Source organism: Pseudomonas sp. No.117 (genome assembly GCF_054558395.1).
The window spans coordinates 193,930-207,487 of the sequence record NZ_BAAJNP010000005.1; the positions used below are offsets into that span (position 1 = coordinate 193,930).

Here is a 13,558-nt window from a genome sequence, read left to right on the forward strand (position 1 = left end):
CAAGCCCAGGGGCGTCGTCAGTGGGTACTGACGCGCTCCTTGCCCTCCTGATCCCGCTTCTCGTCCTTGCTGACGAGCTCCGGACCATCATCCGGAAGCGGCTCCGGCGTGTATTGCAGCGCAACCTCCAAGACCTCGTCAATCCATTTGACCGGCTTGATCTGCAAGTCGGCCTTGATGTTGTCCGGAATGTCCCGCAGATCCCGGACGTTTTCCTCCGGAATGATCACGGTACGGATGCCGCCACGGTGGGCTGCCAGCAGCTTTTCCTTGAGGCCACCGATGGCCAGCACCTGACCGCGCAGGGTGATCTCGCCGGTCATGGCCACGTCGGCCCGCACCGGGATGCGGGTCGCGGCCGAGACCAGCGCCGTGCACATGCCGATACCGGCGCTCGGGCCGTCCTTGGGCGTGGCGCCCTCGGGAACGTGGATGTGGATGTCGTGCTTCTCATGGAAGTCCTTGGGGATACCCAGGCTGCGACCACGGCTGCGGACCACGGTCAGTGCCGCGGTGATGGACTCGGCCATGACGTCGCCCAGGGAGCCGGTCTTGATCATCTGGCCCTTGCCGGGCACCACGACGGACTCGATGGTCAGCAGTTCGCCACCCACTTGGGTCCAGGCCAGGCCGGTCACCTGACCGATCTGGTCCTGCTGCTCGGCCAGGCCGTAGCGGAACTTGCGCACGCCCAGCCAGTGCTCGAGGGTGTCCACCGTGACGCTGGCGGTCCGCTCCTTGCTCAGGGCATGCTCCTTGACCACCTTGCGGCAGACCTTGGCCACCTGGCGCTCCAGGCTCCGTACGCCCGCTTCGCGGGTGTAGTAGCGGATGATGTCGCACAGCGCGGCTTCGTCGAATTCCACCTCGCCCTTCTTCAGGCCATTGGCCTTCACCTGCTTGGGAATCAGGTAGCGGGTAGCGATGTTGACCTTCTCGGCCTCGGTGTAACCGGGCAGGCGGATGACCTCCATGCGGTCCAGCAGCGGCGCCGGAATGTTCATGGAGTTGGCGGTGCAGACGAACATCACATCGGAGAGGTCGTAATCCACCTCGAGGTAATGGTCGTTGAAAGTGTGGTTCTGTTCCGGATCGAGCACCTCGAGCAGCGCGGACGCGGGATCGCCCCGCATGTCGTTGCCCATCTTGTCGATTTCATCGAGCAGGAACAGCGGATTGCGCACCCCGACCTTGGTCATCTTCTGGATCAGGCGACCCGGCATGGAGCCGATGTAGGTCCGACGGTGACCACGGATCTCGGCTTCGTCACGCACGCCGCCCAGGGCCATGCGCACGAACTTGCGCCCGGTGGAGCGAGCGATGGACTCGGCCAGGGAGGTCTTGCCCACCCCGGGCGGACCGACCAGGCACAGCACCGGCCCGCGAACCTTCTTTACCCGCTTCTGCACGGCGAGGTATTCGAGGATGCGTTCTTTGACCTCTTCGAGCCCGTAGTGGTCCTTGTCCAGGACCTCCTCAGCACGACCTAGGTCCAAACGCACCTTGCTCTCGGCTTGCCACGGCACGTTCACCAGCCAGTCGATGTAGGAGCGCACCACGGTGGCCTCGGCCGACATCGGCGACATCTGCTTGAGCTTGTTCAGCTCGGCATTGGCCTTGGTCAGGGCATCCTTGGGCAGACCGGCGGCCTCGATGCGGCGCTTGAGGTCATCGACCTCGTTGTGGCCTTCGTCGATGTCACCCAGCTCTTTCTGGATGGCCTTCATCTGTTCGTTCAGGTAGTACTCGCGCTGGCTGCGCTCCATCTGCTTCTTGACGCGGCCACGGATGCGCTTTTCCACCTGCAGGAGGTCGATTTCCGCATCCAGTAGCGCCAGCACGTGCTCGACGCGGGCGCCGAGTTCGGTGATCTCGAGGATTTCCTGCTTCTGTTCGATCTTGAGCGCCATGTGGGCGGCCATGGTATCGACCAGGCGGCTGGGATCCTCGATGCTGTTGAGCGAGGACAGCACCTCGGCCGGCACCTTCTTGCCCAGCTGCACGTACTGCTCGAACTGGCTCATCAGGCTGCGCGAGAAGACCTCGGATTCACGATCCGGGGCTTCGCTATCATCGATCAGGGTCACCAGGGCGCGGGCATAGGCCTGGTTCTCGACGAAGGATTCGATGCGACCACGCTGCTCGCCCTCGACCAGTACCTTGACGGTGCCATCGGGCAGCTTGAGCAGTTGCAGAACGGTCGCGACCGTACCCATGTGATACATGTCGTCCGCGGCGGGGTCGTCATCGCCGGGATTCTTCTGCGCGACCAGCAGGATCTGCTTGTCGCCAGCCATGGCAGCCTCGAGGGCCTCGACGGACTTTTCCCTTCCGACGAACAATGGGATGACCATGTGGGGATAGACCACTACGTCACGTAGGGGCAGCAGGGGAAGTTCTATCGTCGTAGTCATGGGATACGGGTCTCGGCAAATAATCGGCCGCAGATGCGGTTAAGGCCTCGGTTTTCTCTAACATGAGGTTGGCCGCCGCAAAATACAACCGTCGCTGAATTGAAAAAGGGGCCGAAGCCCCTTTTGTCACGCGTCCGGCGCCGCCTTGGCGGGCTCGCTGTTCTCGTAGATGAGCAGCGGCTGGGAACTGCCATCGATGACGCTCTCGTCGATGACCACCTTGCTCACGTCCTTCTGCGAAGGGATCTCGTACATCGTCTCCAGCAGGATGCCTTCGAGGATGGATCTCAGGCCCCGGGCCCCGGTCTTGCGCTCCAGCGCCTTGCGGGCGACCGCCTTGAGCGCATCGGGACGGAATTCCAGGTCCACGTCTTCCATCTCGAACAGCTTGGCGTACTGCTTGGTCAGGGCGTTCTTCGGCTCGGTCAGGATCTGCATCAGCGCCGGCTCGTCCAGTTCGTCCAGGGTCGCGATGACCGGCAGACGACCGACGAACTCGGGGATCAGCCCGAACTTCACCAGATCCTCGGGCTCGGCATCGCGCAGCGATTCACCGATCTTCTTGCCCAGCTCCTGGCTGCGCACCTCGGCGTTGAAGCCGATGCCGCCGCCCTTGGTGGAACGGTTCTGGATGACCTTTTCCAGGCCGGCGAAGGCGCCACCGCAGATGAACAGGATGTTGCGCGTATCCACCTGGAGGAATTCCTGCTGGGGATGCTTGCGACCACCCTGGGGCGGTACCGATGCTACGGTGCCTTCGATCAGCTTCAGCAATGCCTGCTGCACACCCTCGCCCGAGACATCACGGGTAATGGAGGGGTTGTCGGACTTGCGCGAGATCTTGTCGATCTCGTCGATGTAGACGATACCCATCTGGGCCTTTTCCACATCGTAGTCGCACTTCTGCAACAGCTTCTGAATAATGTTCTCGACGTCTTCACCCACGTAACCGGCTTCGGTCAGGGTGGTGGCATCCGCGATGGTGAAGGGTACGTTGAGCAGGCGCGCCAAGGTTTCCGCGAGCAGCGTCTTGCCCGAGCCAGTCGGACCGATCAGCAGGATGTTGCTCTTGCCCAGCTCGACGTCGTCTTTCTTCTCGCGCTGGTTAAGACGCTTGTAGTGGTTGTAGACGGCAACGGCGAGGACACGCTTGGCACGCTGCTGACCAATGACGTACTGGTCGAGGATGCCGCTGATTTCCTTCGGCGCGGGCAGCTTGTGCGCATTGCTCTCGGCCTGAGCTTCCTGGACTTCCTCGCGGATGATGTCATTGCACAGGTCGACGCATTCGTCGCAGATGAAGACGGAGGGTCCAGCGATCAATTTACGTACTTCGTGCTGACTCTTGCCGCAGAAGGAGCAGTAAAGCAGCTTGCCGTTATCGTCGCTATTGCGCGTATCTGTCATTCGATCGATCCAATGGAATGTGCTTACATCAACAAGATGGAGCCAATTGCACGGTTTTTCAAGCCTACCTGCCCAAACGACCGGCGTCTGGGCGGGTGGTCGAGGCGGGGTCAGGCGGGGATGTTGCGCTTCTCGAGGACCTTGTCGATCAGGCCGTAGGCAACGGCTTCGGGGCCACTCATGAAGTTGTCACGGTCGGTGTCGCGGGCGATTACGTCCATGGGCTGGCCGGTGTGATGCGCCAGCACCTTATTCAGACGCTCGCGGATGGTCAAAATTTCACGGGCGTGAATTTCGATGTCCGAGGCCTGACCCTGGAACCCACCCAGCGGCTGGTGAATCATCATCCGCGAATGCGGCAGGCAGAAGCGCTTCTCGGCCGCACCGCCGGCCAGCAGCAGGGCGCCCATGCTGCAGGCCTGGCCGATGCAGATGGTGGACACGTCGGGCTTGATGAACTGCATGGTGTCGTAGATCGACATGCCAGCGGTCACCGAGCCACCCGGGCTGTTGATATAGAGGTGGATGTCCTTGTCGGGATTCTCGGCCTCCAGGAACAGCAGCTGGGCGACGACCAGGTTGGCCATGTAGTCCTCGACCTGGCCGACCAGGAAGATGACCCGCTCCTTCAGCAGCCGGGAGTAGATGTCGTAAGCGCGCTCACCCCGGGCGGATTGCTCCACCACCATGGGTACCAGACCGCCAGCGGCTTGAATATCGGGCATGGATTGCATGTAAGAATTGCGGGACATGTCCTGCACTAGCTCCCTATCTGGATGACCTGTCAAAAACACTTAAGCCAGCACGAGGCTGGCTTAGGTGAACGAGCAACTTGAGGCAGATCAGGCTGCTTGCGGAGCCTCGGCCGGTTTGACCGCGTCCTCGTAGGAGACCTGCTTGTCGGTGACTTTTGCCTGCTTGAGGACAGTATCCACGACTTGTTCTTCCAGTACAACCGAACGCACTTCGTTCAGCTGCTGCTCGTTCTGGTAGTACCACTTCACTACCTGCTCGGGCTCCTGGTAGGCCGCCGCCATTTCCTCGATCAGCTCGCGAACGCGGGCGTCATCGGGCTTGAGCTCAAACTGCTTGACCATCTCGGCGATAATCAGGCCCAGCAGCACGCGGCGCTTGGCCTGCTCGGTGAACAGCTCGGCCGGCAGCTGGTCGGGCTGGATGTTGCCACCGAACTGCTGGACGGCCTGGACGCGCAGGCGATCCACTTCGTTGCTGATCAGGGCGGCCGGCACGTCGATCTGGTTGGCGGCCAGCAGACCGTCCATGACCTGGTTCTTGACCTTGGTCTTCAGAGCCTGGCGCAGCTCGCGCTCCATGTTCTTGCGCACTTCGGTGCGGAAACCCTCGACGGTGGTCTCTTCCACGCCGAACTGCTTGAAGAAGGCTTCGTTCAGCTCGGGCAGCTCGGGGGCGGCCACTTCCTTGACGGTGACCTTGAACTGGGCGGCCTTGCCGGCCAGATCCAGGTTCTGGTAATCCTCGGGGAAGGTCAGGTCGAGCACGCGCTCGTCACCGGCCTTGGCGCCGACCAGGCCGTCTTCGAAACCGGGGATCATGCGGCCGGAGCCCAGCACCAGCTTGGTGCCTTCGGCGGAGCCACCAGCGAAGGCTTCGCCGTCCTGGGTGCCGACGAAGTCGATAGTGACCTGGTCGTCAGTGGCAGCAGCGCGGTCGACCGCTTCGTAGCGGGTGCCCTGCTTGCGCAGCACGTCGAGCATCTTGTCGATGTCGGCGTCTTCGACACTGGAGTCCTGGCGCTCGATCTCGATGCCATCCAGGCCCTTGACTTCGAACTCGGGGAAGACTTCGAAGGTGGCGACGTATTCCAGATCCTTGCCCTTTTCGAACACCTTGGGTTCGACGGCGGGTGCACCGGCCGGGTTGAGCTTCTGCTCGACGACGGCTTCGTAGAAGGTTTCCTGAATGAGATCACCCAAGGCTTCCTGACGAGCCGAGGCTTCGTAGCGCTGGCGGATGACGCTCATGGGTACCTTGCCCGGGCGGAAACCGGGAACCTTGGCACGCCGTGCAGTCTGCTGCAGACGCTTGTTCACTTCGGTTTCGATACGCTCGGCCGGCACGCCAATGGTCATGCGACGCTCGAGAGCAGAGGTGTTTTCAACGGAAACTTGCATGGATATTCCTCGTGGCACAAGAACGGGCCGGCAACCCGACCCCCCAGAATCAAGGGCAACCATTCTAGAGAGAGTCTCAAGCGAAGTCACCTGGCACGAACTAGCGGTGCATACGGCGGCCGCCGACGCGCGCTCGCCCCTCCTGACCAAAGGCAACATTTTGTTGCCCGCCATATGTTGTACGACGTCATATGTAGTGCTAAACCCTGAAAGCGCAAGCTAACGACAAGGCCAGCGGCCTTCATGCACAACAACAACAATCGTTAGGAGAGTGGCCCCATGGAGCGTTCCAGTTCCGTCGAAAAACCCGTACCCGCCGCCCGCGAAACCCGTTCGGGCCTGCGCCGGATGGCCAAGCTGCTCGGTCCCGGCATCATCGCGGTGCTGTCCTGGCTGGGCGCCGGCGACCTCATCACCTCCTCGGTGGCCGGGGCCAACTACGGCTACGCCATGATGTGGGTGCTGGCGGTCTCCCTGCTGCTGCGCTTTCTCATCGTCAACATCATTGCCCGTTTCCAGCTGTGCAATAACCGCGGCATGTCGATCCTCGAAGGCTACGCCCAGCTGCATCCGCTGTTCGCCTGGTTCATGCTCGGCTACGCGCTGATCATGGGGCACCTGACCAATGCCTATATGCTCAAGGGCGCCGGCGAGGCCCTCGCCACCCTGCTGCACCTCGACCAGCCGCTGCTCTGCTCGGTGGCCGTGGTGATCGCGGTCTGGCTGCTGGTGGGGCGCAATTTCTACGGGCTGATCGAAGGGGTGATGAAGGGGTTGTTGGCGATCATGACGCTGGCCTTCATCACCCTGGCGCTGATGTCGGGCCCGGACCTGGGCGGCATCCTGCGCGGCACCATCGGCTTCAGCATCCCGCCGGACGAAGGGGTACACGGTGCCCTGCTGGTGGCGGTGTCGGTGATCGGCGCCGTGGCCGGCTCCATCGCCAATTTCGTGCATCCCTATGTGATGAAGGAAAAGGGCTGGACCGGCCCGGAGCACAAGCGCATCCAGCGCAACGACCTGCTCTTCGCGGTGGTCGTCGGCATCGTCATCAACCTGGCCATCTGGGTGGTCGGGGTGGAAATCCTCAGGCCCAACGGCTTGCAGGTGAATACCCTGAACGACCTGGGCGCGGCGCTGGAACTGTTCTTCGGAGCGGGGGGCTGGCTGATCTTCTTCACCGGGGTGTTCGCCACCCTGTTCGCCAGCGTGGTGGGCAAGACCACCGCCTTCCCCATGCTGATCACCGATGCCCTGCAGCACATCCGCCCGGAGCGGCGCGAACGCTATGGCAAGACCTTCCACAAGGATCCGCTGCACAAGTGGTTCATGCTCTTCATCCTGGTGACCCCGCTGGTGTGGTCGCTGCCGGGCATGCCCGACTTCGTGACCCTGACCATCGGGGTCAACGCGCTGAACATCGTCGGCCTGCCGGTGATTTCCCTGGGGCTGCTGATCATGTCCAACCAGAAGTCGCTGCTGGGCGACGAATACCGCAACAACTGGTTCGAGAACCTGGCGCTCGGCTTCGCCACGCTGCTGGCGATCTGGGTCGCCATCCAGCTGGGCATGCAGCTGCTGGGCTGAGGATCCATCACCGCGAGGGGCGACACTTGCGCCCCTCCTGCTCAAGGAGTCTAGAAATGTCCGAACAGCATCACCGCCCCGTCTTGTTGCAAGTGGGTCCCCTGTTGCCGGCGCTGCAGGAGGCCCTGGCCGCGCATTACGACGTCCTGCGCCTGTGGGAGGCGCCCGAGCGCGCCACGCTGCTGGCCGAGCGCGGCGCGGACGTCATGGGCCTGGTGACCTCGGGCGTGCATGGGGCGACCCGTGACCTGATGAGCGCCCTCCCCGGCCTCAAGGCCGTGTTCAGCTTTGGCGTGGGCTACGACAGCATCGACCTCGCCGCCGCGCGGGACCTGGGCGTGGTGGTCAGCAACACCCCAGGCGTGCTCGACGACTGCGTGGCCGATACCGCCTTCGCCCTGCTGATCGACGTGGCCAGGGGCATCAGCGCCGCGGATAGATTCGTGCGCCGCGGTGACTGGCGCCAGGGCAAGTTTCCGCTGACCTCGCGCCTGGCCGGCAAGACCTGCGGCATCGTCGGCCTAGGCAACATCGGCAAGGCCATCGCCCACCGGGTGACGGCCTTCGGCATGACGGTGGCCTACCACGGGCGTCAGCCGCAGCCCGGGGTGCCCTACCGCTACGAAGCCGACCTCGAGGCCCTGGCCAGGACCGCGGACTTCCTGGTGCTGTCGCTCCCCGGCGGCCCGGCCACCGACGGCCTGGTGGATGGCCGGATCCTCGCGGCGCTCGGTCCGCAGGGCTATCTCATCAATATCGCCCGGGGCAGCGTGGTCGACGAGCCGGCCTTGGTGGACGCCTTGCGGAGCGGCGCCCTGGGTGGTGCCGGCCTGGATGTCTTCGCCGAGGAACCGGCGGTTCCCGCGGCACTGCTGGCAATGGACAACGTGGTCCTCACCCCGCACCTCGGCAGCGGTACCCGGGAGACCCGCCAGGCCATGGCTGACCTGGTACTGGCCAATGTCGAAGGCTATTTCGCCAGCGGCACCCTGGTGACCCCCGTCTGACGGGGTCACCCCACCCCGGACTGCCCGCGTTAGTCGATGGCGGGCAGCGTCTTGCTGCGGATGCGGCGCGCGAGGGAATCGTAGATCTCGCGGCAGCCTTCATCCCAGAAGCGATCGGGATCGTCATGGGGTTCGAGGGCGACGGAAAATTCGCCCTCGCGCTCCTTCAGCACGAAATGCTCATTGGTATAGAAGAAGGACAGCCCGATGGCGAAGGTCTGGGGATTGCCAGCCAGGTCATCGACGATCACCGTGAGGTCATAGCGGGCATAGACTTCCAGCTCGCGCACGATGTTGCCATCGACGCGCTTTTCCAGCCCCAGGCCGGCGTCCACCTGGTCCGCGGGGGTGAGCCCCAAATAGCGGGTGAAGCAATCCGGCAATTCATGCAGGCGGCGCTCCAGTTCCTGCCAGTAGGCTTCCTCACGTTCGGCTGCCTTGCTCAGCGCCTGACTCAATGCCTGATATCGTTCCATTGCCGTTCCCATCTGTTCACTGGAGGCCGTCGACGGACGACCGACAGCTCTGAGACCCCAGCGTGGTTCAGGGGTGCCCGACCGGTCGGTGACGGCCGTCAACTCTCCGGCCAGCCCCAGCTCGGCGTGCGGGTTTCGCCGAGCAGGAACTCCCGATTGGCGTCGGTGCAGGCGCGCAGGTAGTCGGTGACCAGGGTGACGCGGCGCAGGCGGCGCAGGTCTTCGCGGTAATAGAGCCAGAAGTGCCGGGTGATCTGGATCTGTTCCGGCAGCAGCGCCACCAGGCGGGGATCGGGCTCGGCGACGAAACACGGCAGGATCGCCAGGGCGTGGCCGCGGAGCGCGGCCTGGTATTGGGCGATCACGCTGGTGCTGCGCAGACCGCTGCTGGCCTCAGGCAGGATGCGCTCCAGGTAAAGCAGCTCCGGGCTGAAGGCGAGATCGTCGACGTAGGTGATGAAGCTGTGGCGCTGCAGGTCCGCGAGTTCGGCGATGGGCGGATGGGTCGCCAGGTAGTCCGCGGTGGCATAGAGGCGCAGGCGGTAGTCGCACAGCTTGCGGCAGACGTAGGGGCCGCGCTCCGGACGCTCCAGGGTGATGGCGATATCGGCTTCGCGGCGCGACAGGTTGACGAAGTGCGGGACCGGCAGCACCTCCAGGGTGATGCCCGGATAGCGGTCCTGGAAGAAGCTCAACTGGGGCGCGATGAAATAGCTGCCGAAGCCTTCGGTGGCACCGATGCGCACCTGGCCGGAAGGCGCCAGGCGGGTATCCGAAATCTGCTCGCAGGCGGTCTGCAGGGTGCTCTCCAGGGTTTCGGCGTGCACCAGCAGGCGCTGCCCTTCCATGGTCAGACTGAAGCCGGTGCTGCGCGACTTCTCGAACAGCAGCGCCCCCAGGGCCTTCTCCAGCGCGGCGATTCGCCGGGACACCGTGGTGTAGTCGACGCCCAGCCGCCGGGCGGCGCCGCTGGCCTTCTGGGTGCGGGCGACCTCAAGGAAGAACCTGAGGTCGTCCCAGTCGAGACGCGCTGCCGAACTATTGGATTTTTGCATATCGGTTGGGCGTTTTTGCCGGAAGCCAGGAGACTTTTGCCAGAACTATACTGCCTACCAGGACGCGCCACGAGAGGTCACGGCGCGGACCGCTGATAGCCAACAACAATAAAGAGAGCAGGCACCCATGACCCATCCTCAGGCTCCGTCCGGGCGCTCCGCCGGATTTCGTCACCCCCTCCCCGCCTCGACCGCCGCGGGGCATCGGTCATGACGGCCGCCGCTGCCTTTCGCCAAGCGCGCGACTTACTGCTGCGCCATCGCACCGACTACGCCACCGCCGTCCGCGATTTTCGCTGGCCGCAGTTGGAGTACTTCAACTGGGCGCTCGACCACTTCGATCACCTGGCCGAGGAGAATCCCGGCCCGGCGCTCTGGCGATTGGACGCCGAAGGCCGGGAAGAGCGCTACAGCTTCGCCGAACTGAGCCTGGCGTCCAATCGTACGGCCAACTTCCTGCTCGCCCAGGGGGTGCGCCGCGGCGACCGCATCCTGGTGATGCTGGGCAACGAGGTGGCACTCTGGGAAACCCTGCTGGGCGCCTTCAAGCTGGGCGCCGTGGTGGTACCCGCCACTACCCTGCTGAGCGATGCCGATCTGCAGGACCGGGTGCAGCGGGGTCGCATCGCCCATCTGGTGGTGGGCAGCGTCCATACGGCGCGCTGCGCCAGTATGGACCCTGCCCTGACCCGGATCTGCGTTGGCGCGCCCGTCGCCGGTTGGCATCCCTATGCCCCGGCCGACTGCGCCAGCGACTTCCTTCCCAACGAGCCGACCCGGGCCGAGGATCCACTGCTGCTCTATTTCACCTCGGGGACCACCTCGCGGCCGAAGCTGGTGCTGCACAGCCATAGCAGCTATCCCATCGGGCACCTGTCAACCCTCTACTGGATCGGCCTGCAGCCGGGCGACGTGCACCTCAATATTTCCTCTCCCGGCTGGGCCAAGCACGCCTGGAGTTGCGTCTTCGCGCCCTGGAACGCCGGCGCCTGCGTCTTCATCCACGATGTGCCGCGCTTCAAGCCCCAGGCGCTGCTGGAGGTACTGTCGAGCTATCCGGTCACCAGCCTCTGCGCGCCGCCCACGGTGTGGCGCATGCTGATCCAGGAGGACCTGGCAGCCTATCGCGACCGTCTCAACCTGCGCGAACTGGTCGGCGCGGGCGAGCCGCTCAATCCGGAGATCATCGACAGCCTGCAGGCCGCCTGGGGGCTGCCCCTCAGAGACGGCTTCGGCCAGTCGGAGACCACGGCGCTGGTGGGCAATACGCCGGGCCAGCCGCTCAAGCCGGGCTCCATGGGCCGGCCGTTGCCGGGCTGCCAGGTGCAGTTGCTGGACGCCGATGGCCAGCCAGGCGAGGACGGCGAGGTGGCCCTGGCGCTGCAGCCAAGACCCGCCGGGCTCATGCTCGGCTACGAGGACAGCCCGGAGAAGACCGCCGAGGTGATGCGCGACGGCCATTACCGCACCGGCGATACCGCAGTTCGCGACGCCGATGGCTACATCACCTTCGTCGGGCGCGCCGATGACGTCTTCAAGTCATCGGACTACCGCATCAGCCCCTTCGAGCTGGAAAGCGCCCTGATCGAGCATCCGGCGGTGATGGAGGTCGCCGTGGTCCCCAGCCCCGATCCCCTGCGCCTCAATGTACCCAAAGCCTTCGTCATCCTCGCCGCCGGGCACCCGCCTTCACCTGCGCTTGCACGAGAGTTGCTCGGCTTCGCGCGCAACTGCCTTTCGCCCTACAAGCGGGTACGCCGCCTGCAATTCGTCAGCGAACTGCCCAAGACGCTATCCGGCAAGATCCGCCGCATCGAGTTGCGCCTGGGTGAGGCACAGCGCCGTGCCCAGGGTGCAGGCGATACCCACGACTACGCCGAAGAGGACTTCGCCGACCTCCCAGCCTCCGTTTCCGCTCCCACTGCCCAGGAATCCCTGTCATGACCCAGACTGCCATTCGCAACGTGCCACTGCTGATCGACGGCCAGTTCGTCACCTCCACCAGCAGCGAGAGCCGCGACGTCATCAACCCGGCGACCCAGGAAGTCCTGGCGCGGGTGCCCTTCGCCACCGCCGAGGAAGTGCAGCGCGCCGTAGCCAGCGCCAAGACGGCCTTCGCCAGCTGGCGCAAGACCCCCATCGGTGCCCGGGCGCGCATCTTCCTGCGCTATCAGCAGCTGATTCGCGAGCACATGGGCGAACTGGCCGCGCTGCTCACCGCCGAGCAGGGCAAGACCCTGGCGGATGCCGAGGGCGATGTCTTCCGTGGCCTGGAGGTGGTGGAGCACGCGGCGGGCATCGGCAACCTGCAACTGGGCGAGCTGGCCAACAATGTCGCCTGCGGGGTGGACACCTACACCCTGCTGCAACCCCTGGGCGTCTGCGCCGGCATTACCCCCTTCAACTTCCCGGCGATGATCCCGCTGTGGATGTTTCCCATGGCCATCGCCTGTGGCAATACCTTCGTGCTCAAGCCCTCGGAGCAGGATCCCTTGGTGACCATGCGCCTGGCCGAGCTGGCGCTGGAAGCCGGGGTACCGCCCGGAGTGCTCAACGTGGTGCACGGCGGCCCGGCGGTGGTGGACGCCCTGTGCGATCACCCGGACATCAAGGCGCTGTCCTTCGTCGGTTCCACCCGCGTCGGCACCCATGTCTATCGCCGCGCCAGCGAGGCCGGCAAGCGCGTCCAATGCATGATGGGCGCCAAGAACCATGCGGTGGTCATGCCCGATGCGCCGCGCGAGCAGACCCTGGCCAACCTGGCGGGCGCCGCCTTCGGCGCGGCTGGCCAACGCTGTATGGCGGTCTCGGTGGTGGTGCTGGTGGGTGAAGCCAACAGCTGGGTGCCGGACCTGGTGGCCAAGGCCCGCAGCCTCAAGGTCGGCGCTGGTCACGAGACGGGCACCGACGTCGGCCCGCTGATCTCCTGCCAGGCACTGGACCGGGTCAGTGGGCTGATCGAGCGCGGAGTGAGTGAAGGGGCAACGCTGGAGCTGGATGGCCGTAACGTCCAGGTCGATCGCTACGAGCAGGGCAACTTCGTCGGCCCGACGCTGTTCTCCGGGGTGACGCCTGAGATGACCCTGTACCGCGAAGAGCTGTTCGGCCCGGTGCTCTGCGTGATGCAGGCGGCGACCCTCGACGAGGCCATCGCCCTGATCAACGCCAATCCCAATGGCAACGGCGTCGCCCTCTTCACCCGCTCCGGCGCGGCGGCGCGGCGTTTCCAGGAAGACATCGACGTCGGCCAGGTGGGTATCAACGTGCCCATCCCGGTACCGGTACCGCTGTTCTCCTTCAGCGGGTCGCGCGCGTCCAAGCTGGGCGACCTGGGGCCTTACGGCAAGCAGGCGGTGCTCTTCTATACCCAGACCAAGACCATCACCACGCGTTGGCCGGACGAACAGGACGTAGGCGGCGCCGTGAACACCACCATCACCCTCAAATAAGGGAGACGCC

The 13,558-nt window shown here is 64.5% G+C and carries 10 protein-coding genes; 4 read left to right on the forward strand and 6 right to left on the reverse strand.

Features of this window, described 5'->3' with window-relative positions; genetic code table 11:
• Positions 1-17: 17 nt before the first annotated feature.
• The 4 genes from lon to tig all read right to left on the reverse strand — a co-directional run bounded on the left by lon (position 18) and on the right by tig (position 5,974).
• Positions 18-2,414, reverse strand: a complete 2,397-nt coding sequence (lon, locus tag ACYJP6_RS13660) for an endopeptidase La (RefSeq protein ID WP_459475546.1) — start codon at positions 2,412-2,414, stop codon at positions 18-20.
• Positions 2,415-2,540: 126 nt separating this feature from the next.
• Complete coding sequence (clpX, locus tag ACYJP6_RS13665) at positions 2,541-3,821, reverse strand: ATP-dependent Clp protease ATP-binding subunit ClpX (protein ID WP_059232396.1); 1,281 nt, start codon at positions 3,819-3,821, stop codon at positions 2,541-2,543.
• A gap of 110 nt (positions 3,822-3,931) precedes the next feature.
• Positions 3,932-4,573, reverse strand: coding sequence for an ATP-dependent Clp endopeptidase proteolytic subunit ClpP (gene clpP / locus ACYJP6_RS13670; RefSeq protein WP_007162222.1), 642 nt, complete (start codon positions 4,571-4,573; stop codon positions 3,932-3,934).
• Between the two features lie 90 nt (positions 4,574-4,663).
• A complete protein-coding gene (gene tig / locus ACYJP6_RS13675) occupies positions 4,664-5,974 on the reverse strand; it encodes a trigger factor (RefSeq protein ID WP_459475547.1) in 1,311 nt (436 codons plus the stop codon).
• Positions 5,975-6,253: 279 nt separating this feature from the next.
• On the opposite strand from tig, the gene ACYJP6_RS13680 reads away from it, so the two are divergent.
• Positions 6,254-7,561: an Nramp family divalent metal transporter gene (locus ACYJP6_RS13680; RefSeq protein ID WP_459475548.1), complete on the forward strand. Its 1,308-nt coding sequence runs from the start codon at positions 6,254-6,256 to the stop codon at positions 7,559-7,561.
• Between the two features lie 56 nt (positions 7,562-7,617).
• Positions 7,618-8,568 (forward strand): 2-hydroxyacid dehydrogenase, encoded by a 951-nt coding sequence (locus ACYJP6_RS13685; RefSeq protein WP_459475549.1) that lies wholly within the window; start codon positions 7,618-7,620, stop codon positions 8,566-8,568.
• Positions 8,569-8,597: 29 nt separating this feature from the next.
• Here the strand turns inward: ACYJP6_RS13685 and ACYJP6_RS13690 are convergent, their stop codons facing one another.
• Positions 8,598-9,044 carry a hypothetical protein gene (locus tag ACYJP6_RS13690; protein WP_459475550.1) on the reverse strand — a complete coding sequence of 149 codons (447 nt, stop codon included), beginning with the start codon at positions 9,042-9,044 and terminating at the stop codon, positions 8,598-8,600.
• Between the two features lie 98 nt (positions 9,045-9,142).
• Positions 9,143-10,099, reverse strand: a complete 957-nt coding sequence (locus ACYJP6_RS13695) for a LysR family transcriptional regulator (RefSeq protein WP_459475551.1) — start codon at positions 10,097-10,099, stop codon at positions 9,143-9,145.
• Positions 10,100-10,309: 210 nt separating this feature from the next.
• Here ACYJP6_RS13695 and ACYJP6_RS13700 point away from each other — a divergent pair, with 210 nt between their 5' ends.
• Entirely contained in the window at positions 10,310-12,043 is a 1,734-nt protein-coding gene (locus ACYJP6_RS13700) for an AMP-binding protein (RefSeq protein WP_459475552.1), read from the forward strand.
• Positions 12,040-13,548, forward strand: a complete 1,509-nt coding sequence (locus tag ACYJP6_RS13705; protein WP_459475553.1) for a CoA-acylating methylmalonate-semialdehyde dehydrogenase — start codon at positions 12,040-12,042, stop codon at positions 13,546-13,548. The genes ACYJP6_RS13700 and ACYJP6_RS13705 overlap by 4 nt, the downstream gene beginning before the upstream one ends.
• Positions 13,549-13,558 lie beyond the last annotated feature (10 nt).

Excerpts from the sequence above, each read along its gene's own strand:
- ACYJP6_RS13680 (WP_459475548.1), top strand. The coding sequence starts at position 6,254 with ATGGAGCGTTCCAGTTCCGTCGAAAAACCCGTACCCGCCGCCCGCGAA.
- clpP (WP_007162222.1), bottom strand. The coding sequence starts at position 4,573 with ATGTCCCGCAATTCTTACATGCAATCCATGCCCGATATTCAAGCCGCT.
- ACYJP6_RS13700 (WP_459475552.1), top strand. The coding sequence starts at position 10,310 with ATGACGGCCGCCGCTGCCTTTCGCCAAGCGCGCGACTTACTGCTGCGC.
- lon (WP_459475546.1), bottom strand. The coding sequence starts at position 2,414 with ATGACTACGACGATAGAACTTCCCCTGCTGCCCCTACGTGACGTAGTG.
- ACYJP6_RS13705 (WP_459475553.1), top strand. The coding sequence starts at position 12,040 with ATGACCCAGACTGCCATTCGCAACGTGCCACTGCTGATCGACGGCCAG.
- ACYJP6_RS13690 (WP_459475550.1), bottom strand. The coding sequence starts at position 9,044 with ATGGAACGATATCAGGCATTGAGTCAGGCGCTGAGCAAGGCAGCCGAA.
- ACYJP6_RS13685 (WP_459475549.1), top strand. The coding sequence starts at position 7,618 with ATGTCCGAACAGCATCACCGCCCCGTCTTGTTGCAAGTGGGTCCCCTG.
- clpX (WP_059232396.1), bottom strand. The coding sequence starts at position 3,821 with ATGACAGATACGCGCAATAGCGACGATAACGGCAAGCTGCTTTACTGC.
- ACYJP6_RS13695 (WP_459475551.1), bottom strand. The coding sequence starts at position 10,099 with ATGCAAAAATCCAATAGTTCGGCAGCGCGTCTCGACTGGGACGACCTC.
- tig (WP_459475547.1), bottom strand. The coding sequence starts at position 5,974 with ATGCAAGTTTCCGTTGAAAACACCTCTGCTCTCGAGCGTCGCATGACC.